The organism is Paenibacillus sp. J22R3 (assembly GCF_056269305.1).
The window spans coordinates 460,689-484,247 of the sequence record NZ_JBWDNS010000001.1 but is presented as its reverse complement, the minus strand read 5'-3'; the positions used below and the strand labels follow the sequence as shown (position 1 = coordinate 484,247).

Sequence of the window (23,559 nt, the reverse complement as noted above, 5' to 3'; positions counted from 1 at the left end):
CACTATAGGAGGCTTTAGAGGGCTGAAGCACGTAATTTAACTTTCTTGAGCCAAATCCACGAATTCTAGGAGGACAACACTTTAATGAACCAATTCGGACTGCAGGGCTATAACGGAAACATGTCTGGGATTAGTCAACAATCGAACTCGTACCAACCCTCGGGTTATGTGCAATCTCACTACCAAGACAATGCAAGACAACCAGGCTCGATTTCCGCGCAATCCAACGTTGGTCCGGTGATTTCCCAGCTCGGATACTCGGCACAAAACAACGGATATGGCCAGTCTTCCTCGATGAATTCGTTCTCTGCTAACAACTACTCGCAGCCGGTGCTTTCGCATTTTGGCGGCAGCTCTAACTACTCGGAATCACAACAACCGGTCATTTCGCATTTCGGCGGCTATCAAGCGCAACATACACACCAATCGCAGCCTTACCAAGCTTCGACAAACTATAACTACATGAACCAATCGCAGCCGGTGCTTTCTCATGTTGGCGGCAGCTCTAACTACTCGGAATCACAACAACCGGTCATCTCGCATTTTGGCGGCTACCAAGCCCATAACACTCCACAACCGCAGCCATACCAAGCATCGACGAACTACATGAATCAATCGCAACCCGTGATTGCTCACTTTGGCGGCTATCAAGCACAAAACATGCAAAACCAAGGCGGCTACGGCGCGAACGCTAACAATGGTTATGGCGCAACACAGTATGTAAGCCATGCAAGTAATACGCCTGTGCTGGATAATGCCGGTTTCTCAAACCAAGGACCGGTTATTAATCGTCACGGATTTTCGTCGAGTCCGCAATCCACGATGGGATACGGCAGCAATCAACAGCAATTCTAGGATGTAAGACGTAAAGCACAAAGCGGCGGACCATAGAGGCCCGCCGCTTTCTGTTCTTATAAGCTAAAGTCAGCCAATCACATGCGAGATAACTTCGATATTGCCTTGCGTAGCTCTGGCATAAGGGCAAACCTTATGAGCCTCATCGACGATTTCCTGAGCCACACTAATATCTATGCCTTTTACCGTAATGTCGAAATGAACGGCAAGTACATAGCCGTCGTTTGCATCCTTACCGAGCGTAACATTTGAAACGATGGAGATCCCTTCCGTTTTAACGCCTTTTTTGCGAATGATCGTCCCCATCGCGCCTTCGAAGCAAGCGGCGAATCCTGCAGCGAACAGCTGCTCTGGATTGACTCCGTCACCGGGGCCTCCTAATTCCTTTGGATATCTCAAGTCCAAATTAAGATTGCCATCGCTGGAAACCGCTTTGCCTTCTCTTCCACCTTCAACATTTACTGTAGCCGTGTACAATTTCTTTTCCAATGTAACCATATTAACACCTCCTTTTGACTGGGTTATTTTATACATTTTGTGCGAAGCTTATCCATTTATAATAATGACTGTGCGTTCAAGCAAATAAGCCCTTCCCCACGAAAAAAGAGACTGTCCCCTTTCACTCGGACAATCTCTTCCCGTTAGAATAATCCTTCTCTGAAAGGTGTAACGAGCGATTGATAAGCAGTCTTGCGTCCCCGCTCAAGCTTGCTGATATAGCCGTCTCGCCAAGCTGCTGCAGCCTGGACTTTTTCCGTCAGTTTATCCGCTAGTTGCACATCATCCGTAGGAATAATCCATTCGGCTAAGTCTAGGCCATGCATCAGATCGAAGCTCTTGAATCGGTAACCGATACACACGAACGGGACGTTCGCTGCCGCCGATAACAGATTGGCATGCAGCTTGAGGTTAATCGTCGCTTCGAATCCGCTAAGCAACTGCACGTAATCCCCTGCAGCATATACCTTGGGATCATACGTAACGCGCTCATCTTGACCAAGCTTGCTGTACAGCCTTGCCAATGCTTCTTGGTCTGGCCCCCAAACCGAATACAGATGAAGGTTGTATCCGAGTGCCAGCAAGGAGCGGCATGCTTGTGCAAGCGCGTCCTCCACTTGTACCTCGTCGCCGCCGTAAATCCGGTTATAGGAGGTGCCCCAATTGATGCCGATCGTGCGATGCTGTTGTTGTACGCTTCCGACTGGTTCCGGCACCGTCACCGGATTCAGCGCATTCATCAGCATTGCGGAGTCCCCGCTGATCGTAATATTATGCGATAACGCACCTAGCGATTCGATATATTCTCTAGTCCATGGTCCTCGAATCCCGCAATAGACACTTTGCTCCATAACGGCCTTCAGCCTCTGGCGATACTGTTTCGTTTCATCGATTGGCTCCGGCTTCAGCTCTGTATCCTGCGAGGGTACCCATTTATGAAGCCGGTCATGGCCGCTGCCCCAGATTACGGTAGTCTTTCCGAGCTCGAGGCCCTCATACACCAGATCGATGTACCCTGGGATGACCAGCGATCCGCCGCCGAGAACGATCGTATCGTACTGGCTTACTTTCTTCCATTCCACATGTGGGAGAGAAGGTATAACAACGTGCTCTTCCGCCCTAAGATGAGACGCCGCCATATCTCGGAACATTTCCCACATCCACTCATCTCCAATGTTGTTGAAGCCAATCCACCCTAAATACAACACTTTCCTCATTCGTCATGTTCACTCCATCCCCATAAGTCACAGAAGCAAGGAATTGTACAGCTGCGTCATCTGATGCGCCTTGTCGCGGATTTGAAAGTTCGACCTCGCCCATGCCTGCCCTTGTCGCCCCATTTCCTCCATCTTGTCAGCGGAGGCGAATATCTCGCTGATCGCTTCTCCGATTCGCTGTTCGGAGGGACGCTCCTTGGAGTCATGATCGCCGAAGTAATAGTGCCACGCTTCGGCAAACACAGGCTCTTCCACGAAGCCAAAATATCCATGATTGCCAATAGCCAGCACAGGCTTGCCACAAGCCATAGCCTCAAGAGCAACGCGTCCGGTTCCGACGACAAGATCGCCTAAATTGTAGTAATCACGCATTTGCATTTGGCTACCTACCAGCTGGACGAAAGGCGCGTTGCATTCGAGGTTCACCATTTCGGCCAGTTCAGCTATGGCAGCCGCTTGATTACCTGAACCCGCTATAACGACATGCAGGGGCATAGCCTCGGCTAAGCGCAGTGTCCGTGCAGCACGTACAAGCATGCCGCATACCGTTGCCTTGTCCCACGCCAGACGAGATGCGTAAACCACAATTTTCTCGCCTTCCGGAATGCTAAGACTGGCGCGCAGTGCGGCTGAAGATTCAGAGCGATACTGGTCAAAATCAATTCCGTTCGCTATCAGCTGTGACGAAATACCCTGACGCTCCAGATAAGCTTGTACCGGAAGACTCACACAAACGAAGGTGCATCCCGCAGCCTTCATCAGCTGAAGCTGATCCGGTGGATAATAAGCGCCGTGTACCGTGAACACGACCGGGATACCCAGTTTTCTTGCCGCTTCCGCTGCAAACAAGCCTGACGGCGTTTGGTGAATATGCACCACTTCAATCTTTCGGCTCCGCATAATTTGCGTGAGTGCATGCTTTGCCTGCTCCTGCCGCTCCGGATCCAACAGTTGCTCCGCCTTAAGCTCTACGCGATGAATTGGGCACCCTGCACGTGCAAAGGTTTCATACATCACGCCGGTTCCGCCGGCATATACAGGTATGACGCCGAGCGATGGAAAAGCCTTCACCAGGCTAAGCACATAGGTTTCCGTGCCGCCAACTGCTAGACTGTCCATCACCATTAACAATCGAATCCGACGACGATTATGCCTCATAGTCGCCATGCTCCGACTGCGATTTGCCGAAATACTTGCGTGAACGCTGCAAGGAATGCTTGCGGTAGTAATACAGCACCTCCCGCATATTGTCCACGTTCCTTGCTCCCGGCTTGATTATTTTCGCTATAAACTCATAGTCCTCGGCGCCTTCAATACGCCTTGTATGTCCGCCTAATTCATCGAACACGGATCCACGTAACATCGCTGTTCCATGGCAGATGCAATGGCCGCCTTTCGCATAGACCTTCCCGATTTGCTCGCCATATTTCAGCCAATACACCGGCATACGGCGCTCTGGCTGACCATCCTGGAATACCTCGTAGTTCGTTCCGAGCAGATCGATTTGCGGATTGTTTTTCATATAACGGACTTGCTTTGCAAGACGGTCCGGATGGGATAGATCATCTGCATCCTGGATGGCGATAAACTCACCTTTGGCCAAATACATACCAACCGTTACAGCGCCTGCATAGCCAATATTACGCGGGAGCCGCAGCGTACAAATCCCCTTGCCATCCCGTAATGATGGCTCATTGTTGTTAAGCCAATTCATCACAAATTCATAAGACCCGTCAGCGGATGCATCATCAATAAGAATGAGCTCCCAATTCGAATAGGTCTGATTCAGCAGGCTCGTCAAGCAATCCGTCAAATACGGAACTTTGTTATAAACGGTAGTGACAATACTTACGAGTCCCGGCACACGTTGAAAAGACACTTGCCTCTCCTCCCTCATTCTCCACAATGGTTATAACAGCCGAATATAAGAAATGAAGCGCAGCTGTATGATCGCATAGCTGCCGCTCTCATAACCGAAAAGCTCCGATGTGCGGAGCATCACTGATACGGCATCAACGGACACAAGCGTCCCGCTGATCGTCTCCAACACACTGGCGACCTGTACCTCTTTGTTCACGAGCGATTGCAGCTCTTCCATCATCATCGTTCCACCTGCTTTCCAACTAGTTGAAAGGTGACCAGCTGTTCCAGCGGAACGATTACACTTGTCCCTCCATGTTCTCGTACGACTAGAAATTCGTCGCCAACCTTCATGATTGTCCCTTCGACTGTACCGGCTGGCGTTAACAGTTCAGCCGATTTGCCAATGAATGGTTCAATCACTCGTCCAAGCTTGTTAAAGCCGGTAGAGCCGACATTACCGCGCTCTTCAAGCAGGGCAGAAGCCAATTCCTCTCGAACGGCCTGACGGATTTCAGCTATGAACGTATTTGAAGCATCGAATACGCCAGATTCCACTGCAGGCGGCCGTGCTGCGTTTGGTATCAGCAGACGAGCAAGTCCATCGAAAAATTCCTTTATCTCTCTAACGTTTACGATAATTTTCATCGCTCCTCCATCCTCCTATACCATGGAAACTTCTAATTTCCATCCTTACTAGGGTATACAGTTAAGAGGAAGAACGATTGAGTCATTTCACTAGTAAAGCTTGAAATGTTCGATTGCCATTGCAAGACAAGAAGAACACCCGTCCAATTGGAGGGTGTCCCTGTAAGATCATATGGGCAATGCCGAATATCGCTTCTTGAAAGTCGTTTAACTATAAGTCAATTCGCATGACAACACGGCGCTTGCTTGGTCTAGTCAGCTCTTTGAAACCTGCAGCCTCGAAGACATTCCGACTGCCGACATGGAGTTCACCCCAAGTAATTTCTTTATCCGGTGTGGTAATCATTGCGTAACCTTCTACAGCATGAGCGCCTCTCTGCTTTGCGAATTGTACGGCTGCTCGTGTCAGCTCATAAGTGATCCCCCGCTTGCGATAGCCTGTGCGAACAATGAAGCAAGTAATAGCCCAAACCCCTTCATTGTTCTTATCCTCGTTTCGTCCCGTCCAAGGCATTCGGCTGTTTAACAGGTTCGGAAATGCCATTCGCGGCTCGATCGCACACCATCCTACAGGCTCCTTGTCGAAGTAAGCAACAAGCCCACTGGTTGTACCGGATTTCGGGTTCTCACACTCCGACTGGATTCGCAGCAGATAAGCGCGTTCATCATCGTCTATCAGGTTCCACTGGGATGAAGGAATCTTGAATCGTTGGCAATAGCAGCGCACAGAGTGACATTTGACTGGGCCAAGTACAAGCTCTAAGTCTTCCCATGACGCTTCATTCGCCGGCAATATGGTTAACATGATCAGCCACCACCTTCACACTAGTAAACAAATCCTACTATGAAGACAATAGCATGTATGATTTCGTCGATCTATAGAATGAGCTAATGAATTGCAATCAGTTCATAAAATTGTTGAGGGGCTGGGCATACTTCCCCCAGTCCCCTTTAATATCCGAAACGTCCTTACAATAGATCGCCTGTAAATATCGGGTCAAATTCGTTACTGCCCCTTCCACAAGGACCTCCCGGATCTCGGAAGGCTTGATCGGAACATCGTGTGCACGAAATCCCTCGAATTGGTCTGCCGGCAGAAACATTCGCAAACTTTTCTTATAGGAGCAGCGGTTAGGATACCGAGGCGAGCTCCCTGAATCGTACTTCGACAGCTTAACGGCATCGTAGAAGTCATGAAGGAGCAGATAAGCATCCAATTGTAAGACGGCAAAAGCTTCTTCCGGTTCTCTTCTGGCATACATCTCCAGCATTTTCAGGCAATCCCTATGCGTCGGCCATAGGAAAACATGCCGATCCAGATGGTGGTAAAATTGATGCAGCGTTGTTCCGGGATCCATCATTTGCTCCGAAATTCGAAGATGAGCATTGGCTACCAACGTATGCCCGTGATATTGAATTTCTCTTCTCGCGATCCGTCGTCCGTCTGATAGGGTGGGATCAACTTCATTCGGCGAATACAAAGCATTCAAATGCGCAATCGATGGCAAATTTCGGACTCTCGTGAAATGATATAACGATTTTCGTTTGGAACTTTTCGTTATTTTACGAACAATGGAGTCGTTCATCGCTTGATACCTCTAGTCCGATCTTCTTCTGAGTTGCCGATAGGCTGCAGAAATACACATCAATGTACCCGTTGTGACAAAGACACCAACCGGGAACCACCATGAACCCCAAGCCGGTACGATAAGCGGCATCAACGAGACTCCAAACGCTACAGGTACAGGAGCTTTGAAAAGTTTACAAAGAATGAAAGTAATCAACACATTAATGACCCCAACCCAGATGATCGAGCCATCCAACAAGTGATAGAGGACAACAGCAAGCGCAGCCGTAATCGTTAGTACCGCTAAACGCTGTGGAATCAATTTCCAAGAAAAATCCTTCGCATGGAACTGCTCGAAAATAAGAGCAAAAACTGGCGGAACCACTAAAACTTCAAGATTTGTAGCAAATGCCATGCCAATCCAAATGGCTAATATCAAGGTTATTAGTATCGTATCTGTCTTCTTACGAAACTTGATCGGCACGCTGGACTGCTTGTCCGGTTTGCTCATTCTCCAAGCAGCTAGCATGATGACAAACGTGAAGACAGCAGTTGAAATCGCAAATGTATAATCAGTAAGACCCAGATAAATCGGTAGCAATGCAGCAGGTATAGTGGGTCCGAAATTGATGCGAAATACATGCATGAGTATGACAATTAGGACAAGTCCTAACCAAATTTTCATAAGAGGGGACATTGATAAATGATTCATCGAAGTTCCAATAAAGGCACCCAGTGTCGGGGACAACCACAAATGGACAGGCTTCTTGATCCAATGCGGCACCGGTAATACCATGACACCCATGGCCATCCCGGCAATTTCCGGGAACAGAATATCCCTTTGCTGAAGACATACAGATCCTACCAGCATAACAATGATTAATAAATAAGCCGATACAAATCCTATGGATTTCATTATATTCCAAGACATGGTTCTTCTCCTCTCCGAAGCCGGCCTATCGCTTATTTATTAAGATTCCTGTGCAAAATCAATTTGCATCTCAGGAGGAGGCATCTGAATGAACGTAGCTTGCGTTCGAGAATACGACTTGCCATTTATCCGGACGTTATTCTCATCATACCCTTCTAATAATCCCCCACCTGAGGTTTTCTTATCGCTTACGACCATCACATATTGACCGAAGAGCATCGCATTATCAAATTCGACATCAAATTGAAGTGTAGTCCACAGCATCGTTATCCATCCTTTCTTGTTGTAGTGAAACTATCCCTTAAGCAGATTCCCATTAAATAACAGGTTGATCGTTCGGATAAACAGAACAATCAATACTATGCTTAGAAACGCCAATACAACTGCAGAGATGCCAATTAACAGCCAGGAATCTACAAATAAGGCATATTTCAAAGCCGCATTGCTCAGAGCAGCTATCGGGAAACTAATTGCCCACCAAGAAGCGCTAAAAGGGTTCGACTTTCGAAACACTTTGAAGAATAAGACAATGAATAAGAACAGACCAAAGTAAAACAATATAGAGGCAAACGGATCAATCTTCTGTTGGATGTTTGTATAGCCCAGAAATCCGACCTCAAACGGCGCAATCATGATAATCATGGAAGGCACTAACCCTGCTGGCAGTGGAGCATGATGAATTAATCTGGATAAGATCAAAGTCAGGAATATCAAAGCGACAAATCCGCCAATTGCAAGTGACAACAGATTAATTTCATATGCCCATGGGAAAGGCATCGTCCCGCCGGCAACTGCAATATCAATCGTTCCTACCCCCGGAATCAACCAAGGCGGAACAACATGACCATGCTCGTGATTCCCATTCAATAAACGCGCAACGATGACAACGCAAAGTGCTAACGTCAATATCGTGCCGATAATCCAAATGACCTGCCCGCCTGCTTGACTAAAATTGCCAATAACAGTGGACAGCAACAACAAGGATATTGTGATCGTTCCGAAGAAATTCCCGGATACCGGATGCATGAATTCAGCTTTAACCTTATGCGGATACAAGATCCATTTCGAGAGATATCCTGTACTTAATGCGACAAATAGTAGAATAGCAACAATGCCAATGCTATCCGCAATAACCAGAGAGCTGCCAAAGAGCTTACTTGCTTGTCTCCAAGCCAATGACAGACCTGAAATGCCCATAACTGACGCGAATAAACTAACAGGTAAAAATTGAACTGAACCGATGCCTTTTTGCTGCGGTACGTCAGTCATGGTTTGCATGAGTGATCATCACTTCCTTCGTTTCATGTGACTAACTATCCTGTTGCCTCATTGTATGAAATTCGAAATGATAGATCAATATCGTTGTTTCTATGATAATGATAGATTGTAACTATGATGATTCCTCACTGTCACAGCCCTCCATTAGCTTGTCTTGCTTCAGACTCTTTATATGTGAAGTCAACAGTTCAATAAATCCACGCGCAGCTTTCCCCATATATTTATCGCGGAGATACACGACTCCTACCTCTCTGCACAAGGTAGGTTTCTGAACCGGAATAGCTAGTAAATCATCGTAATTGTACATTTCAAGCAACGTCTTCGATAATACCGTGCCGCCTGCACCCGAACGAACGAGTCCGAATAACGATTCAATGGTTGTCGTTTCGATCAAGGGATTCAGCTTTAATCCAGCGATGGTGCATGTCATATCAACGAGCTGGCGGCATCGATGGGTTTCCGGAAACATCACAATCGGCACATTCAGAATTTCGTCAAAATCAATTGCTGTACGGCCCGCATAAGGATGCTGCGCTGTTGCAACAAAATAAAATTTCTCGCTGTACAGGGGGATTGCTTGCACGCGTTCGTCCTCGACCGGCAGAATCGTAATTGCCAAATCCAATTCGTTCTGCAAGATGCGGTGTACCACATCCTCGACACCGAAGATTTTGAGTCGAACCTTGGGATATTCGTGATGGAAATCAAGCAATAAGTTCGAGACTAATTGGTTTAGCTCGCCTGGAAGTGCACCGATTGATAAAGTGCCTCGCTCAATTTGCTGCAGCTCTTGAATTTGTTCTTTGGCATTGGCTAGATTGCCGAATGCTAGCTTGCTCTGCTTATACAGAATCATCCCGGCATCGGTGATCGCAATTTTCTTGCCGATTCGGTCGAATAACGGGACGCCAATCTCGTCTTCGAGTGCTTTGATTTGATGACTTAAAGAAGGCTGGGTGATCCCCAGCTTGACGGAAGCTTTGGTAAAGTGTAATTCCTCACAGGTTGCAATGAAGTACTCCAACTGTCTTAACTCCATATTTACGGCCTTCTTTCTACATTTTCATGCTTACTATTCCGCATATTCTCATTGGTTATGAATCACTTTGAACCCACTATAACGGAATGCTTCCTCATAGATCAATGTAGTCTTAACTATGACTATGATAGTTTATATCTATGATAGATCATCCTGGGTGAATATAAAAAAGCTCCCCAGACAGCAACAGGTTGTTCATCTTTCACCTGTTTACTTCTAAGGGAGCTCCAACTGGCAGCCATCATGGTTTGAACTTTGGGACGCTGTCAGCTAGCTTACCAAGCGGACGCGCCGCCGTCGACCGCGTAATTGGCACCTGTTATGTAAGCCGCTCGGTCAGACGCGAGAAAGGCAGCGAGCTCGACGATCTCCTCAGGTTGACCGAAGCGCTTCAGGAGCGTTTTGCTAGTAATTGCGTCGCGAGCTGCTTGATTGTCTCCAAGGTCGCGATCACTCGCTGGGGTCAAGACAGGCCCGGAGCTAATGGTTACTGCGCGGATTCCATGCTTTGCGCCTTCGAGAGCTAACTGTCGTGTCAAACCGATGACGCCTGCTTTCGCTGCACAATGCGCGACCATCGGAGGAGTCTCACCGGCGATCATACCGGCAACGGACCCCACATTAATGATGACGCCGCCACCACGCCGGACCAAGTGTGGCCATGCAAACTTGGATACGAAGAAAGGGATGTCAAGCTCGCCGGTTATGGTCGTTCGCCAATCTTCGATTGAGAACTCAGGCATTGGCCCGAAACGCTGCATGGCCGCGTTGTTGTATACCACGTCGAGCCCGCCATATGCGGCCACGGCATCCTCGACGAGGCGTTGCACTTGTTCAGGTTCAGTAAGATTGATCGGTGCGATGCCCGTCATCTCTCCGCCGGCTTGACGTACCATCTCGACCGTCTCGTTATTGGCTTCGGTCTGGATATCGCATCCGACCACCTTTGCGCCTTCTCGCGCAAAAACCATTGAAGCGACGCGCCCCATGCCTCCCCCGGTACCTGTGATAAGCACAACCTTCTTGTCAAGAATACCCTTTGATGCTTGGTAATTAATTTCATTCCCCTCCTGTAGTCGTTCTTTCCTGCAATCTATAATATTGTTATGAACTTCCTCGATTATTCATTGGATCTCCATTATCCCTTGGTGGCCTGCAGTGAGAACGTGAGAGGAATATGGTTGTCGGAGTCGTTCCATCGCCACCCCCCGTCTCCGCCCTGCGACATGAACGGGAATCGTTTGTTCGAACTGTGAGAGAACTCATGCAGATAATCCAAACGCAGTCCAGCGGCGATTAATGCGTTTAGAATATCACTGAAACTGAAGCTCCAGACAAATTCGACGCTCCTCTGGTTTACCGCTGGGTCAGAGTATGGCATGAGACCCTCGATCTGAATAGGTTGCTCCGTATGAAAGTAAGGGTAAACGGTGCGTAAATCCGTCACACCGGGAGAGTCATCATAGACATTGAGAAACGGATGCTCCTCCTGCAGGTAAAAGACGCCGCCAGGTTTAAGAAACTGAGCTACGATCTTCGCCCACCTATCCAGATCAGATAGCCAAAACAATACGCCTCCAGTTGTATATACGATATCAAATTGTTCGTTGAGTATTTGAGGCAACTCGTAGATGTCCGTGCAGAGAAACCGTGCATCAAGCCCTGTTTCCTCAGTTAAACGCTCTGCGAGTGATATCGCATCCTCGGAGAAGTCCACCCCGGTAACCTGCGCACCAAGACGTGCCCAGGACAGCGTATCCAAACCAAAGTGACATTGGAGATGCAGCAACGACTTCCCCGACACGTCGCCTAGCTCCTCGAGTTCAATTGGACCTAAGGAGGTTTTGCCTGCTTTGAATCCCTCTACATCGTTTCTAATGGCATTGACTGCAGTACGTGCGTTCCAATGTGCGCGGTTACTTTCTGTATAATCAGTCATGGATAAATTGCCCCTCTCTATCAATTAATCAGACAACGCAGGTGAAGCATTCGCATGCGTATTCGTTAGCAGCGGACTACCCGGTAATACTAAGCCTAGCGAAAGTAAGATCCATTCCTTGAGTACAGCCACATCCCGACTAATTTTCTATTTTCTTACATATATTTGACGGAAATTCCCATAGAAAGTTGCGGATGAGCGTAGGTTAAACACTTACACAAATAACCGGAGAACTCTCATACCTTGAGAGTCCTCCGGTTATTATGAATTACAGCATCAGCATCATCGAATCCAGTCCATATACGGATCAAGCCATTCCTTCTCTTCTGCGGATGCTGAGATTTCCTCCGGCAGATGTCCGAAAGACATGCCGGGCACGCTGCGCGGTTTGAACTCGATGACATCGGAGGAATAGACGGCCACGAATAATTTGCCCGGAACCGCCTGAGCACGAATAAGGATCGGCTGGTTATAGCGATTCTGGAAAGCAAAATCAGGGCCGTCCCAGCTGACCGTCGCATCGCGCCCCGGCCTTACATACGGTACGTTTCGGCTGTGAGAGTAGCGCTGGACGATATGCAGTCCGGCGCGGTCAGTTGCATTAAACAGCGTGGATGAGACCTGGCAAATCCCGCCGCCGATGCCTTCCGATAATTCGCCTCTGACGATGACCGGTGCTTCCAGATATCCCTTTTCTCTCGTTCGCCTGCCAACGACTTTGTTGAAAGAAAACGTCTCCCCTGGGAAAATGACTGTATTGTTTATCGCTTTTGCCGCCAGTACGATGTTATGCGAACGGTTCTTGTTACGGCTGTTGTAATAAGTAGCATACTGGCCGATTGGCTTTTGCTTAATATCCGCGAGCAGCTCGCGGTCAACTCGCGGATAGACGGTGGCAAGCGGTGCATCGAATGCGAATGTACCGGTACCATAGAAGAACGCATAAAATTTCTCGGTAAACAGCTTCTGATCGAGGCGATGTCCATACTGTTCGGGCGTAATTCCCCCTCGATCATTAATCGCTGCGTTTCGAGGTGACTCATAGCTTTGACGATCCAGCTTCTTAATTAGTTGGTCCAACTTGTCCAAATCCACCATCGTGAAACCTGGTGATGCATAATCATCGCGGTAGATGACGACGGAAGACTGCCCCCGAAGTGACACGGATAAATGCTCCGTGCTTGTGCTTCCGCTCGGCTGGAGCATGCACACTATACTTGTCATTAAGAGCCACTTCATAAGGCGTTCTCCACATAATCGATTTTCCAAGCTTGCCAGACCGTTGTTCTGCGCATTTGAAATACAAACGATTTCTCCGTTTTACGAAATCCATCCCGGTAAATCACCGCTCTGACCGGTAAATCGATCGCGAGCAGATCAGAAGTTTCGATATTCGCGTAATCAGACTCTCTACGGATGGCAATAATGCCGGCTGCCGCCTGCTTCAAGCGCTCCAATTGCTCATGGTTGCGGTACGGGAAAAGCATCGTCATGACTTCGGGATCCCGCTGATTGATCGCGATAAAGTACAGCTCCACAACGTCCTTTGGCGAAGTTTGCTGCAAATATTGTTGGAGCTTGCCGGCTGCTTTATGAACCATCGTCTGGTGATCGGGATCGACGCTCCCGGTTTTGTGCGTGCTGCTCCCCAGGAAATGAATGCAGAAATGCCCGTTAAAGTCGTTATCCGGGATACCATCTCCCCCATGCGGCATGCCGTGCATGGAAGCGGCAATCGCTTGGTCGTCTTTCAATACAAGAATGGCCCTTCTTCTCCAGCTCCATTTTCCTTGATAAATCTGCTTCATCATGGCTGTGTCATGCTTCGTTAACGGCTGAACGTCAGCATGCGTACTTCCCGCTCTTCGCTGAACCTCAAACCGCAGCCCGGTTTCCAGATCAACGACGGTGAATATCGCTTTCATCGTGATGATTTGCTTGGCTTCGGGCCACGATAACAATTGACCATAATGCTTTAATTTCAGTTCCATGATTTGGGCTTTAAGCAATCGTTGCATATCTCCTCGAAGTTGAATTGTCCTCGAGTTCTCTACGTCGTACAAGTGGTAGGACTGGTCAATACTGTAGCTTTTATCATCAACCATTAAGTATGTATCTGAAATCGGGACATATGCAGCTTGTAGGGTTATGCCTTCTGTAATCGCGTCGACCCACTTCTCAGAATCAATTAACATCGTGGATACCAAGGCTGCATCCGGCGATGATTTGACGACTAGCTGAACAGAAGATAGCTCTCCTGTTCGTGCACAAGCCTGCTCGGTATCGCTAAACAACATCAATAAGGCGATACCAATCAGGAACAATCGATGAATTCCCTTACCTTTCAGCATGTCTTCTTCCTCCTAATTAACACTATCTCTTAAAGGAAGAGAAACGATGCATGGAAAAATTAGGGTTGAATTTGAATAAAATAAGTCCGGCAATCAGTGCAGTAATGCCGATTGCTTGTTGCCAAGTGAAAGGTACTTCCTCTAGTCCGAACCATCCCGCAGAGTCCCACCATACCGCGCAAACCATTTGTGAAGCCATTACGATCGCAGTCGCAGCGCTTGGGCCAATAAGGTTAACGCCCTTGACGACGCAAGTGACAACGCCGATTCCGATTAACCCGCTGAACCAGAACCAGCTCGGCATCGCGTGCCAGTGCAGAAATTCCGCGCCTTCAACCGCCAAACCCATGCCAACCGATGCCATAAATCCCATCCCCAGCACAAGCGCAGTAGTCGTATGAGAGTAAACAGCAGCACTCACTTTGTTATTGAACAAGGTTTGCACGCTGACAAGCATCCCCGCTATTAATGCTAATAAAATGCCTACAAACAAAATCATTCCCTCCGATCACCATTCTCGTATATATTTCGTCCGGCCGCGGCTTCGAGTCCTAATCGATCTCTAATCACCAGCTTCCCGCGACTTCGCTCCAGCAGCTGCAGGCGACAGAAGTTCAGAATGACCCGATTCAGATGACGATAGCTGGTTCCGATCAGGTTCGCCATATCTCTTAAATTCGCCGTACTGACCTTAGGATTTAACGGTGTCGACACCGAGAGCAAGTAACTGGCAAGCCGAATTTCGACCGGATAGAGCAGATTAAAACTCAGCGCTTCCGATTTGGTATAAAATTTCTCCGAAATCATTTTCAACATGAACTGCAGGAACGCTACTTCTTCCCGGTAGAGTGGAAGCCAGCGTTTATGAAAGCCGATCGCCTCCACCGTCGTTACAGCCGTTACCGTATTGAGAATGTTCTTCCCGCTCAGACATTCAATTTCTCCAAGGACATCAAGCGGTGTAGTAAAGCCAAGCAGCAATGTATTCCCTTCCGTTGACGTCGTATACACCTTTACTTTTCCGTGAACGAGCATAAATATATGTTCCGGTACCTCGCCCTGTTTACAAAGGGCTTCCTCTGGATCAAACCGGTACAACACCAAATGCTGTCTCAACGCATTCGGGAAAACCCTGTCGAGCGCATAGTGAGTAAGGTAGTTTTCGATATGATCAGCATCCAATTCCTTCATTCCCGCACCTCTTCCTATTAGCTAGTCTGGCCGCTTAGAAGGATAAACATAAGATGCCTGTTATCATGAGCATAATGCCGATCCATTGAGGTGTTCGCAGGCGAAGCTCCAGATTTCCGAACCATCCGGCCTTCTCCATCCCGAGCGTCGCGAGAATCTGAGCAATTAACATCGCCGACACCGTGACCGCAGCTCCATTGTGGTGGAATGCTGTAATATTGCTGTATATAATGAAGGCTGCAAGCGCTCCGCCGAAACGATAATGCAGCTTCACTCGTTTTAGATTCCTCCACGATCGATCTCCTGTTAGCCATACAATGAGCATAGCCGCCGCAAACCCTGTTCCTTGCGTAAGAGCTGCAGCCTGCCATGTTCCAATCTGATCCCCGATCACTGCATTTGCTGTACTTTGCAGGGTTATAAATATGCCGCCTAATACAGCGAGTAGTATTCCTTTCATCCCTTACCTTCCTCCTCAACCATCATGCTCTCCTTATTTAACGCCGAGCGGATGATTCTGAAAAGGACATATGTCCCAAATGTGTAGATCGGTTAATTTACTACCAGACGCCAAAAAGGCGTCCAACAGTCATTATGAATGACTGGGACACCTTCTCGTAACGATATGTGAATATTTATTAATACCCTTTGTTTACTCCGCCAACAACTGGGTATGAAGGACCGCCACCATATCCTCCTAAGCCACTTCCCATGCAACCACAGATTACAATGACTAGAAGGATAAATAGCACCAGAATAACTCCCGCGCTAGTAAAAGCTCCACCTACATGACCGGACAATGAAATGCACCTCCTGGGTTTAACGTACCTTGTATGTTATGTCCCGGCTCGTGCATTGGATTGGGTGTTTGGAGGGGATCAAATGTTTCGGGTACAGACGCCTACACTTCGAGAATATAGACTAATTGCACAACCCCGGATGAGAACGTCCTTGTACGCACTAATTTTAGGTTCAACCTTTGCTTAATCTCATTAAACATCGGAGTACCTGCTCCCAATACAACAGGGTGAACGGATAATCTAAACTCATCGACAAGACCAGAATGGATAAAAGTCGTAATTAGATTAGCTCCTCCATACAGCCAGATGTCTTTGCCGGGCTGATTCTTTAATTTGTTAACCTCTTCAAGAATATTGCTGTTAATGTAAGTTGCTTTGTTGTCAGTACGAGACTGTGTCTTAGAAAACACATATTTCTCTTTGCTATGGACAAGCTCCCACATCGCTTTATCAGCTTCACTTTGTTCATTCTCCGGCGCATACTGGCCCCATAAATCGTAACTTTTTCTACCATAAAAAATCGTATCGATTTGATTTAAGAAATCCGTAAAGCCCATCTCAGGGTCCATTATGCACCAATCAACTTCCCCATTTGCCCCTTCTATAAATCCATCTAAAGTAACTGCTAGGTCCAAAATAATTTTACGTTTCAAAGCTGGTTACTCCTTCTGTAGTTAGCGGTTTACTTGGACCACCCGGAACGTTTAACAAGGCTAGACACAAGTTCATCGTCGAAGACGATTCCAAAACCTGATGAAGCCGGAATATGCATCTCTCCATTGTCAACACGATACCCGGATACATCCATTCCCTCAATTGTAATGTCGTCGTATTCGACAAATTCAAAGTTGCGCACCCCGGCTGATAAATGTCCGGACACGTAGATGCCATAGGCATTGCCGTAACAATGTGGCGCAGACCGCAATCCGTGTGCATCTAACTTCTGGCCTAATTCCAGCCAATGCGTGAAGCCGGGCCAGATAATATCGTATTGCAGCACATCGAGACGGCCACGAATCGCCCAATCAACAAGATGAGGTGAAGCGAACCCTTCTCCGTCTGCGATCAGTACTTGCTGTCCACGTTTACGGAGCCAGTCCTTCAGATCTTCATACAACGCATCATCTTCATGAAACGCTTCTTCCAGCCAATATAGATTCACGTCGGAGAGCGCTGCCAATACCTCTTTGGTTAAGTTCAAGTTATAGGCATTATTCGCATCGATCATGATCTTACCCGTAGGACCTGCCACTTCCGAGATCCCTTGCACAATCGCGATATCTCGTTTCGTCCCTTCCCAGAGTGGCATATGACGCCCGCCTCGGCCGACTTTTATTTTGAAGTGACGGTGACCTTTGTCATACCCTTGTTTCGCTTGTTCTTGCATCAACGCAACTGCGGAGCTCTCATCGGGCAAATGCAAGTCATCGAAATAAAGCGAAGTATCGTAGCAAGGAACGATCAGGGGAACTCCCCTCTCGAAATGTGTGCCAGCTACCAAGTCATATACCGGCTTTCCGAGTCTATGCCCCAACCAATCCAGAAGGGGATATTCCAATTGAAGCCGATATTCTTCCCTCAGTCTTCCCCGATCGTCGAATAAGTCAACCAATCGGCGTCCTATTATGGTTTCTGCCCATTCCGGTGTGATATGAATCGAACTACCATAGCCTGTTTGTCCATCAATGGTAATTCTGGCGATGTCCACCGAGCACGTTTTGCCATGAATGCCGATTCTGCCATTGGCCCCCGCACTTCTCGCTCGTTCTCCCGTTAACTTGGTGAATTCGATTCGTTCCACTTTCCAATCCGATTGAATACCCGAAATATTCATAGAATCCTCCAGTGCCGACTCGGCGGCTTCTCGTTACGATTTGATAAGCAAGCTCAGTTCCAATAACTCCCAACTTGGCTATCATCCTGTAGGTATTCATCACGTTGATCCCACAATCCTCCCCATTTCCTTTAATCAGGGAAAACAAAAAACTGATCCTGAGGGGATCAGTTCGATAAGGACCAAGCATCATAGGTATCGAATCTTGCTGTAGTTTAGGGAACTAGATGAAATGCGAGACCTTGCCAGCTGCTATCGCCACTATCAAAGAGTCTACGATTACTTCTGGCAATTACACCGAAGAGCTGCAATGCAGCGCGATCATCTAGCCCGGACACGTCTTGATCAAGATGTTCATGAAGTAATCGATCCAGCAGATTGCGCGTCGCCTTGCTGTCCCAGAAACCGGCGTTCATTTCACAATTGCCAAACAGTGAATATTGATGCAAGTTGCATGAGCCAACAGTGCCCCACTCTCCGTCGACAAGCATTAGCTTCGAATGAACCCAAACGGGGTTGCGCTTACCGTTGTCACCTAATCCGGCGATGCCTGCCAATGTGAAATGATCGAATGCAGCTAGATTGGCCAAATATTCCGGAATCTTGTCATCTTCCGCCGGCACAACGACAACAATCTCCACGCCGCGCAGCAGAGCCTGATGCAGGCAATCGATAATCTCCTGTACGGACACAGACTGATTCTCTATATAGATCGAGCTGCGTGCCGCATTGATTGCCGCACAATACTGCTCGAAATTCGATCGTTCGCCTGCTTCAATCGGATAGTCGGAACCAAGAGGAGTCGCATGCCCATCCACATATCGGCCGTTATGTATCGTTCGTTGGATTTGGACAAGGGTATTTCCTCTATGCTGAGGTACTTTATTGGGAAACGGGAGATCATATTCGCTGCCTGCACCCCATCGCCCATCCGGCAAGTCCCGATCACTTGCTTCGTTCCACCGCTGCACGAAATTATGATGGACATCGACCACTGAAGGACCCGTAAGCTCGATATATACATCATGGTTCTGACCTGTGACACCACGATGGCCCGGTGCGACCACAGAGTTGGGATTAAGATTGATCCCTCCGAGAAACGCGGTCTCCGTTTCCGTGCCCGCATCGATAAGCCAACTCTTCTGATGCTGACAAAATCCCGGTTCTGCTTGATCCCAGCGGATGCTAACAGACGAATTCCGCTCCCTTAACCGATCCACATGTTCGGACGCTCCCCAGAAAGCATTCGTTTTCAAATGTTCCGTTCGGGAATCGGGACGCCAGAAGATGATGCGTACGTCGATCCCTCGCTCAGCCGCACGATTAAGGACGTCGAGAGGCGTGCCTCTTCCATCCGGCATGTTACATGTCGCCCACATGAACGTTACCGTTACCCAAACGCTGTGTTTGGCCTGCTCCATTGCTTCGCAAACCCGGCGGAATGCAGGTTCCCCATCGATTAGCGGGCGAAGCACATTTCCGGCACGGACGGGGTATGATGCTCTGACCGTATAAGGAATTGCTAGTGTGCCTATATTCGAGTCATCGAACATATGAAGCGGCTCCTCTCAACAGCTTGTTTACTCTCTCAGCGCTTATCATCATGATAACAAGAAAAGCCAGCACAATAACAGGAAATAAAACGATGCTCGTCTGCGTAGCAATGATGCCAAACAGAGGTGGGAGTAGCGTTGTTCCCGTATACGCGACTGCCATCTGATATCCGATCAGCTTCGCGGAATGTACCCGTCCAAACCGCGCAGGCGTTTCATGAAGCAAGCCGGGATAAATAGGAGCGAGGCCGAGCCCAATTAGAATAAGTCCAACCAAGAAGAATGGTGACGGAAGCAGCAGCATGAGCCCGCCAGCAACGGCCATGATCTGACCGCTCCGGATTAACACCTTATTGCTCACCTTCATCGTAATAAACCCGGTTATCAGCCTTCCCAAGGTTATGCCGCCATAGTACAAAGAAACCCAACCGGCCGCGGTCTCGGCTGTCATATCCCTTGCCCCTACCAGATAGCTGGCTCCCCATAAGCCTATCGTAGCTTCAACCCCACAGTAGAACAAGAAAGCGATCAGCGTCTGTTTAACGCCTCTGATCTGCAGAATTTTCGTCTTGGAATTGGCGGTATTGTCGAAAGGCTCCGTTCCGACCCGCTCTTCTTGAATCGTACACGATTGAGCCTCTTTATCTATACTTGCAGCGACACGCTTCCATAGGGGGAGCGTAACGAACAATACGATTGCGAGGGTGAACTGTATGATCGACACCGCAGTGTAACCATCTCTCCAGGAATCGTGTTCGGCAATATAATAAGACATCATAATAGGTCCGATAGTTGCCCCTAGCCCCCAGAAACAGTGCAGCCAGTTCATATGATGAGCCTTATAATTCTCTGCTACATAATGATTAAGGGCCGCATCAATGGCACCTCCGCCTAATCCAAGCGGAATGGCTAGCAAGACAAGCCAGATCAACGAAGGTGCCGCAGCGAAACCAAGCAGTGCTCCTGCAGTCAGGCAGCAGCTGATTAGTGTGATTCTCCCCGTCCCTACTCGCTGAACCAAGCTCCCGCTTACAAGACTGGATAGGATGGTTCCCCCGGCTACAACCATGGACAAGATCCCCGCGAATCCGAAGGATGCCCCCATATCCGGTCCGATTACAGGCCACGCAGATCCAAGCAGGGAATCCGGTATGCCCAGACTAATAAATGCCAGATAGATAATGATTATAAAAATAGAAGCCATATCGTCATCCTCTCTAGCAGCAATCCGTAATCATCACATTTAACGCCAATTGCTGCAAGCCTGCTAAATAATCCTGATTTCTATCGCTTATCACAAGCGTTGGCAAATGTTTCTGCGGAATATAGGTCGAGCTGAGCTTACCGAGCTTTGCCAGGAATGCTTCGTCTACCTCATCATTGCAAAATACGACTGCCCGAGGGTTCAGAATGGCCGTGAATGTCGCAATTAAACGAGCTAAGGCATCGATCTGTTTGTCTGCAGCCAAAACAACCTCTTCATTGCTCTCTTCGAGCCTCAGCGACTGACCGAAGGATTGACGATCATAGAGAGGAACGAAAGAAATCTCGCCCGAGAAGAACGTGCTGCCTCGTACGACATCACCATTGATCATGATGCCCGAGCCCGGCCCGTACTGACCGAAATACAGATAAACAAGCGATTCGTTCTCGATCTCGAAGTTCGACGCATACCCAAGCACCGATGCATTCATATCGTTCTCCACGACGACCGGGATTTGGAAGCGGGATTCGAATTCCTCTTTCAGATCATAATCAAGGAATTGCTCATAAGGCGGGATAAAGATGATTTTCCCCAGGTTGTCAACGGCCCCGGGGACTCCGATTGCGATGGAACGCAGCTTCGGATATTTCTCAATCAGTCCCTCAATAAGATCACCAAGCTGCAGCGCATCTTGTTGTAAAACGCTTGGCTTAATCCCCTGCTCCTTGATCTCCCCGACACAATTGAATATGGAATAATTCGTCTCGTTCTTCTCGATAAAGATAGCTAGCCCGAGCATGTATTCCGGATCGTAAGTGTACCGCTTCGCCGGTCTGCCACCACTGGAATCATCATTGCCTGTAAACAGGACTTCTCCATCGTTCTCCATCTGGACCAGAAACTTGCTGATTGTCGGAAAGCTGATTCCTAATCGCTGACTGAGCTCCGCTTTCGTCGCGCTTCCCATCATGATAAGTCCAGCTCGGATGCGAGAAATTAATGGTTCTTTGATTTCGCTTGGCGTCTTAAACATATTCGTCATCCATGATCAAGCCTCTCATCTCTATAGTTGGAACAACTTATTAAATCAATTTAATATGTTTAGTCATCTTAGCAGAAGTTCAGGTGTCCTGGCAATATGATCAAGCAAAATAGGACCAAGCACCTGTCACCTCTAAGTGACAGAGCTTGATCCCAAGGTTTCGTCCAAACACGCTTCTCCTTACATGGCAGTCGGCCTCACCATAATTTCGCTGATTAATGTGTCATCCGGTTCGTTAATGGCAAATGCGATCGCTCTGGCAATACGGTCAGGAGAAATCCCTTTGTCGCTGATTTGATTGGCAAGCATCTGCACTTCCGGACTCGTAATCGTGTCAAAAAGCTCGGTGTTGGTCAGACCCGGAGCAATCACTGTTGATCGAATACGCGAAGTCGCTGACTCTTCAAGCCGCAATCCTTCGGAAATAGCTCTGACTGCGAACTTAGTAGCCGCATAGACGGCAGATGTCGGGGACACCTGATACCCGGATGTAGAAGATAAGTTAATGATATGACCGGCCTGCTGCTCCCGCATAGTAGGAAGAACCGCTGCAATTCCGTACAATACACCTTTAATATTCACATCGATCATTTGATCCCATTCGTCGACTCTCAGTTCATACAGCCTGGAACTCGGCATGACACCTGCATTATTCACCAACACGTCAATACGGCCATATTCACTTATAGTAAATGCAGCCAACTTCTGCATATCTTCAGAAGAAACGACATCAGCTCGTACGGAAACCGCTACGCCGCCACTTTGTTTAATGTCATTAACAATAGCTTGAAGACGTTCCTCTCGTCTGGCAGCAAGAACGACCTTTGCGCCATTTTGCGCCAACAATTTTGCTGTTGCTTCGCCTATTCCGCTTGAAGCTCCCGTTATGATGATCACTTTATTGTGTATGTTTTCCATTTGTATATGCTCCTTCATATGACGCGTTATTGAACGCGTGTTGAATATTTAACGGCCGTTGATTACTATTATAGACAGTAACCCTGTTTACTCAATGGTTGATTGATTCGCAATTGTTTCATATTCAACAGTGCGCTCAGCATTGTTGATTATCTCAAGGAGGTAACGGAAGTAGTGGATAATGAAGTAAAAACCGACCGCCGCATTCTCCGAACCAAGCAATCCATAATGAAGTCGTTTCTGGAGCTTTATGCGGAGAAAGAATTTGAACAAATCACCATCAATGAGATCGCGGAGCGGGCTAATGTGAACCGCGGTACTGTATATCTGCACTACACGGACAAGTACGATCTTCTGGATACATGCATGGAGGATCATATCAACGAATTGATCTCGCGCTGCAAGAATCGGGAAGTCAGTACGTCTAGCCACGGAATGGTTCAAGAGCCCAAACCGGTTTTTGATTATTTACAAGACCATTTCTCGTTTTTCTTTACTACGTTTTCCAATGAACGAGTTTTCCTCTTCCGCGACCGGTTGCTTCGTTTTATCGCTGTCAGTCTGATGGATAAGATGGAGCAGCCGGACAATTTACCCGTGATCGACAAGGAATTGAAAGCGCAGTTCTTGGCCTCTGCTTTCATAGGCATTGTAGAGTGGTGGATACGTCAGCGAATGCCGCATTCCTCGCAATTTATGGCTGATCAGGTCAAACACTTATTTGAGAAGAATCAAGTATACGCCGAATAAAAGCCCTTGGCCCCTAAGCCTTTGGGCTTTTATTCTTACTCGTTGTCCTGTCATTCAATGGGAATAGCAAACCTGACCGAGGCT

General features: G+C 47.9%; 27 protein-coding genes. 2 read left to right on the top strand and 25 right to left on the bottom strand.

What is annotated here, in order from left to right; genetic code table 11:
* Positions 1-84 precede the first annotated feature (84 nt).
* Positions 85-855 carry a hypothetical protein gene (locus tag AC0YN4_RS02205; RefSeq protein ID WP_475780825.1) on the top strand — a complete coding sequence of 257 codons (771 nt, stop codon included), beginning with the start codon at positions 85-87 and terminating at the stop codon, positions 853-855.
* 69 nt (positions 856-924) lie between these two features.
* Here AC0YN4_RS02205 and AC0YN4_RS02200 read toward each other — a convergent pair whose 3' ends face one another.
* The 25 genes from AC0YN4_RS02200 to AC0YN4_RS02080 form a co-directional block, all read right to left on the bottom strand.
* Positions 925-1,353 carry an organic hydroperoxide resistance protein gene (locus tag AC0YN4_RS02200; RefSeq protein ID WP_475780824.1) on the bottom strand — a complete coding sequence of 143 codons (429 nt, stop codon included), beginning with the start codon at positions 1,351-1,353 and terminating at the stop codon, positions 925-927.
* A gap of 143 nt (positions 1,354-1,496) precedes the next feature.
* Complete coding sequence (locus tag AC0YN4_RS02195) at positions 1,497-2,570, bottom strand: polysaccharide pyruvyl transferase family protein (protein WP_475835002.1); 1,074 nt, start codon at positions 2,568-2,570, stop codon at positions 1,497-1,499.
* Between the two features lie 27 nt (positions 2,571-2,597).
* Positions 2,598-3,728: a glycosyltransferase gene (locus AC0YN4_RS02190; protein WP_475835001.1), complete on the bottom strand. Its 1,131-nt coding sequence runs from the start codon at positions 3,726-3,728 to the stop codon at positions 2,598-2,600.
* Entirely contained in the window at positions 3,718-4,449 is a 732-nt protein-coding gene (locus AC0YN4_RS02185) for a glycosyltransferase family 2 protein (protein WP_475780821.1), read from the bottom strand. Before AC0YN4_RS02185 ends, AC0YN4_RS02190 begins: the two co-directional genes overlap by 11 nt.
* A 30-nt stretch (positions 4,450-4,479) precedes the next feature.
* A complete protein-coding gene (locus AC0YN4_RS02180) occupies positions 4,480-4,674 on the bottom strand; it encodes a hypothetical protein (protein WP_475835000.1) in 195 nt (64 codons plus the stop codon).
* Complete coding sequence (locus tag AC0YN4_RS02175; RefSeq protein ID WP_475780819.1) at positions 4,671-5,078, bottom strand: hypothetical protein; 408 nt, start codon at positions 5,076-5,078, stop codon at positions 4,671-4,673. The genes AC0YN4_RS02180 and AC0YN4_RS02175 overlap by 4 nt, the downstream gene beginning before the upstream one ends.
* Positions 5,079-5,289: 211 nt before the next feature.
* Positions 5,290-5,883: a GNAT family N-acetyltransferase gene (locus tag AC0YN4_RS02170; RefSeq protein ID WP_475834999.1), complete on the bottom strand. Its 594-nt coding sequence runs from the start codon at positions 5,881-5,883 to the stop codon at positions 5,290-5,292.
* Between the two features lie 97 nt (positions 5,884-5,980).
* Positions 5,981-6,664 carry a DUF7002 family protein gene (locus tag AC0YN4_RS02165; RefSeq protein WP_475834998.1) on the bottom strand — a complete coding sequence of 228 codons (684 nt, stop codon included), beginning with the start codon at positions 6,662-6,664 and terminating at the stop codon, positions 5,981-5,983.
* Between the two features lie 12 nt (positions 6,665-6,676).
* The gene (locus AC0YN4_RS02160; protein WP_475834997.1) at positions 6,677-7,576 is read right to left on the bottom strand and encodes a hypothetical protein; all 900 of its coding nucleotides are present in this window, start codon (positions 7,574-7,576) and stop codon (positions 6,677-6,679) included.
* Positions 7,577-7,615: 39 nt separating this feature from the next.
* Entirely contained in the window at positions 7,616-7,840 is a 225-nt protein-coding gene (locus AC0YN4_RS02155; RefSeq protein ID WP_475780815.1) for a hypothetical protein, read from the bottom strand.
* 30 nt (positions 7,841-7,870) lie between these two features.
* Entirely contained in the window at positions 7,871-8,854 is a 984-nt protein-coding gene (locus tag AC0YN4_RS02150) for an SLAC1 anion channel family protein (protein ID WP_475780814.1), read from the bottom strand.
* 112 nt (positions 8,855-8,966) lie between these two features.
* Positions 8,967-9,893, bottom strand: a complete 927-nt coding sequence (locus AC0YN4_RS02145; protein WP_475834996.1) for a LysR family transcriptional regulator — start codon at positions 9,891-9,893, stop codon at positions 8,967-8,969.
* 275 nt (positions 9,894-10,168) lie between these two features.
* On the bottom strand, positions 10,169-10,909 hold the full coding sequence (locus tag AC0YN4_RS02140; RefSeq protein WP_475780812.1) for an SDR family NAD(P)-dependent oxidoreductase: 741 nt from the start codon (positions 10,907-10,909) through the stop codon (positions 10,169-10,171).
* Between the two features lie 122 nt (positions 10,910-11,031).
* Positions 11,032-11,832 (bottom strand): class I SAM-dependent methyltransferase, encoded by an 801-nt coding sequence (locus AC0YN4_RS02135; protein ID WP_475834995.1) that lies wholly within the window; start codon positions 11,830-11,832, stop codon positions 11,032-11,034.
* Between the two features lie 282 nt (positions 11,833-12,114).
* Positions 12,115-13,056 (bottom strand): VanW family protein, encoded by a 942-nt coding sequence (locus AC0YN4_RS02130; RefSeq protein WP_475834994.1) that lies wholly within the window; start codon positions 13,054-13,056, stop codon positions 12,115-12,117.
* Positions 13,057-13,067: 11 nt separating this feature from the next.
* Positions 13,068-14,183, bottom strand: a complete 1,116-nt coding sequence (locus tag AC0YN4_RS02125; RefSeq protein ID WP_475834993.1) for a hypothetical protein — start codon at positions 14,181-14,183, stop codon at positions 13,068-13,070.
* A 22-nt stretch (positions 14,184-14,205) separates the two neighbouring features.
* Positions 14,206-14,682, bottom strand: coding sequence for a DMT family transporter (locus tag AC0YN4_RS02120; protein ID WP_475780808.1), 477 nt, complete (start codon positions 14,680-14,682; stop codon positions 14,206-14,208).
* Positions 14,679-15,374: a Crp/Fnr family transcriptional regulator gene (locus tag AC0YN4_RS02115; RefSeq protein ID WP_475834992.1), complete on the bottom strand. Its 696-nt coding sequence runs from the start codon at positions 15,372-15,374 to the stop codon at positions 14,679-14,681. The genes AC0YN4_RS02120 and AC0YN4_RS02115 overlap by 4 nt, the downstream gene beginning before the upstream one ends.
* 34 nt (positions 15,375-15,408) lie before the next feature.
* A complete protein-coding gene (locus tag AC0YN4_RS02110; RefSeq protein ID WP_475780806.1) occupies positions 15,409-15,834 on the bottom strand; it encodes a DMT family transporter in 426 nt (141 codons plus the stop codon).
* Between the two features lie 441 nt (positions 15,835-16,275).
* Positions 16,276-16,827, bottom strand: coding sequence for a dihydrofolate reductase family protein (locus AC0YN4_RS02105; protein WP_475834991.1), 552 nt, complete (start codon positions 16,825-16,827; stop codon positions 16,276-16,278).
* A gap of 29 nt (positions 16,828-16,856) precedes the next feature.
* Complete coding sequence (locus tag AC0YN4_RS02100; RefSeq protein WP_475834990.1) at positions 16,857-18,008, bottom strand: enolase C-terminal domain-like protein; 1,152 nt, start codon at positions 18,006-18,008, stop codon at positions 16,857-16,859.
* A gap of 215 nt (positions 18,009-18,223) precedes the next feature.
* Positions 18,224-19,561, bottom strand: a complete 1,338-nt coding sequence (locus AC0YN4_RS02095; protein WP_475834989.1) for a phospholipase D-like domain-containing protein — start codon at positions 19,559-19,561, stop codon at positions 18,224-18,226.
* Complete coding sequence (locus tag AC0YN4_RS02090; protein WP_475834988.1) at positions 19,551-20,765, bottom strand: MFS transporter; 1,215 nt, start codon at positions 20,763-20,765, stop codon at positions 19,551-19,553. Before AC0YN4_RS02090 ends, AC0YN4_RS02095 begins: the two co-directional genes overlap by 11 nt.
* Positions 20,766-20,778: 13 nt before the next feature.
* Positions 20,779-21,807: an ROK family transcriptional regulator gene (locus AC0YN4_RS02085; protein WP_475834987.1), complete on the bottom strand. Its 1,029-nt coding sequence runs from the start codon at positions 21,805-21,807 to the stop codon at positions 20,779-20,781.
* 180 nt (positions 21,808-21,987) lie between these two features.
* Positions 21,988-22,725: an SDR family oxidoreductase gene (locus AC0YN4_RS02080; protein WP_475834986.1), complete on the bottom strand. Its 738-nt coding sequence runs from the start codon at positions 22,723-22,725 to the stop codon at positions 21,988-21,990.
* A gap of 174 nt (positions 22,726-22,899) precedes the next feature.
* On the opposite strand from AC0YN4_RS02080, the gene AC0YN4_RS02075 reads away from it, so the two are divergent.
* Entirely contained in the window at positions 22,900-23,475 is a 576-nt protein-coding gene (locus AC0YN4_RS02075; RefSeq protein WP_475834985.1) for a TetR/AcrR family transcriptional regulator, read from the top strand.
* Positions 23,476-23,559: the final 84 nt, after the last annotated feature.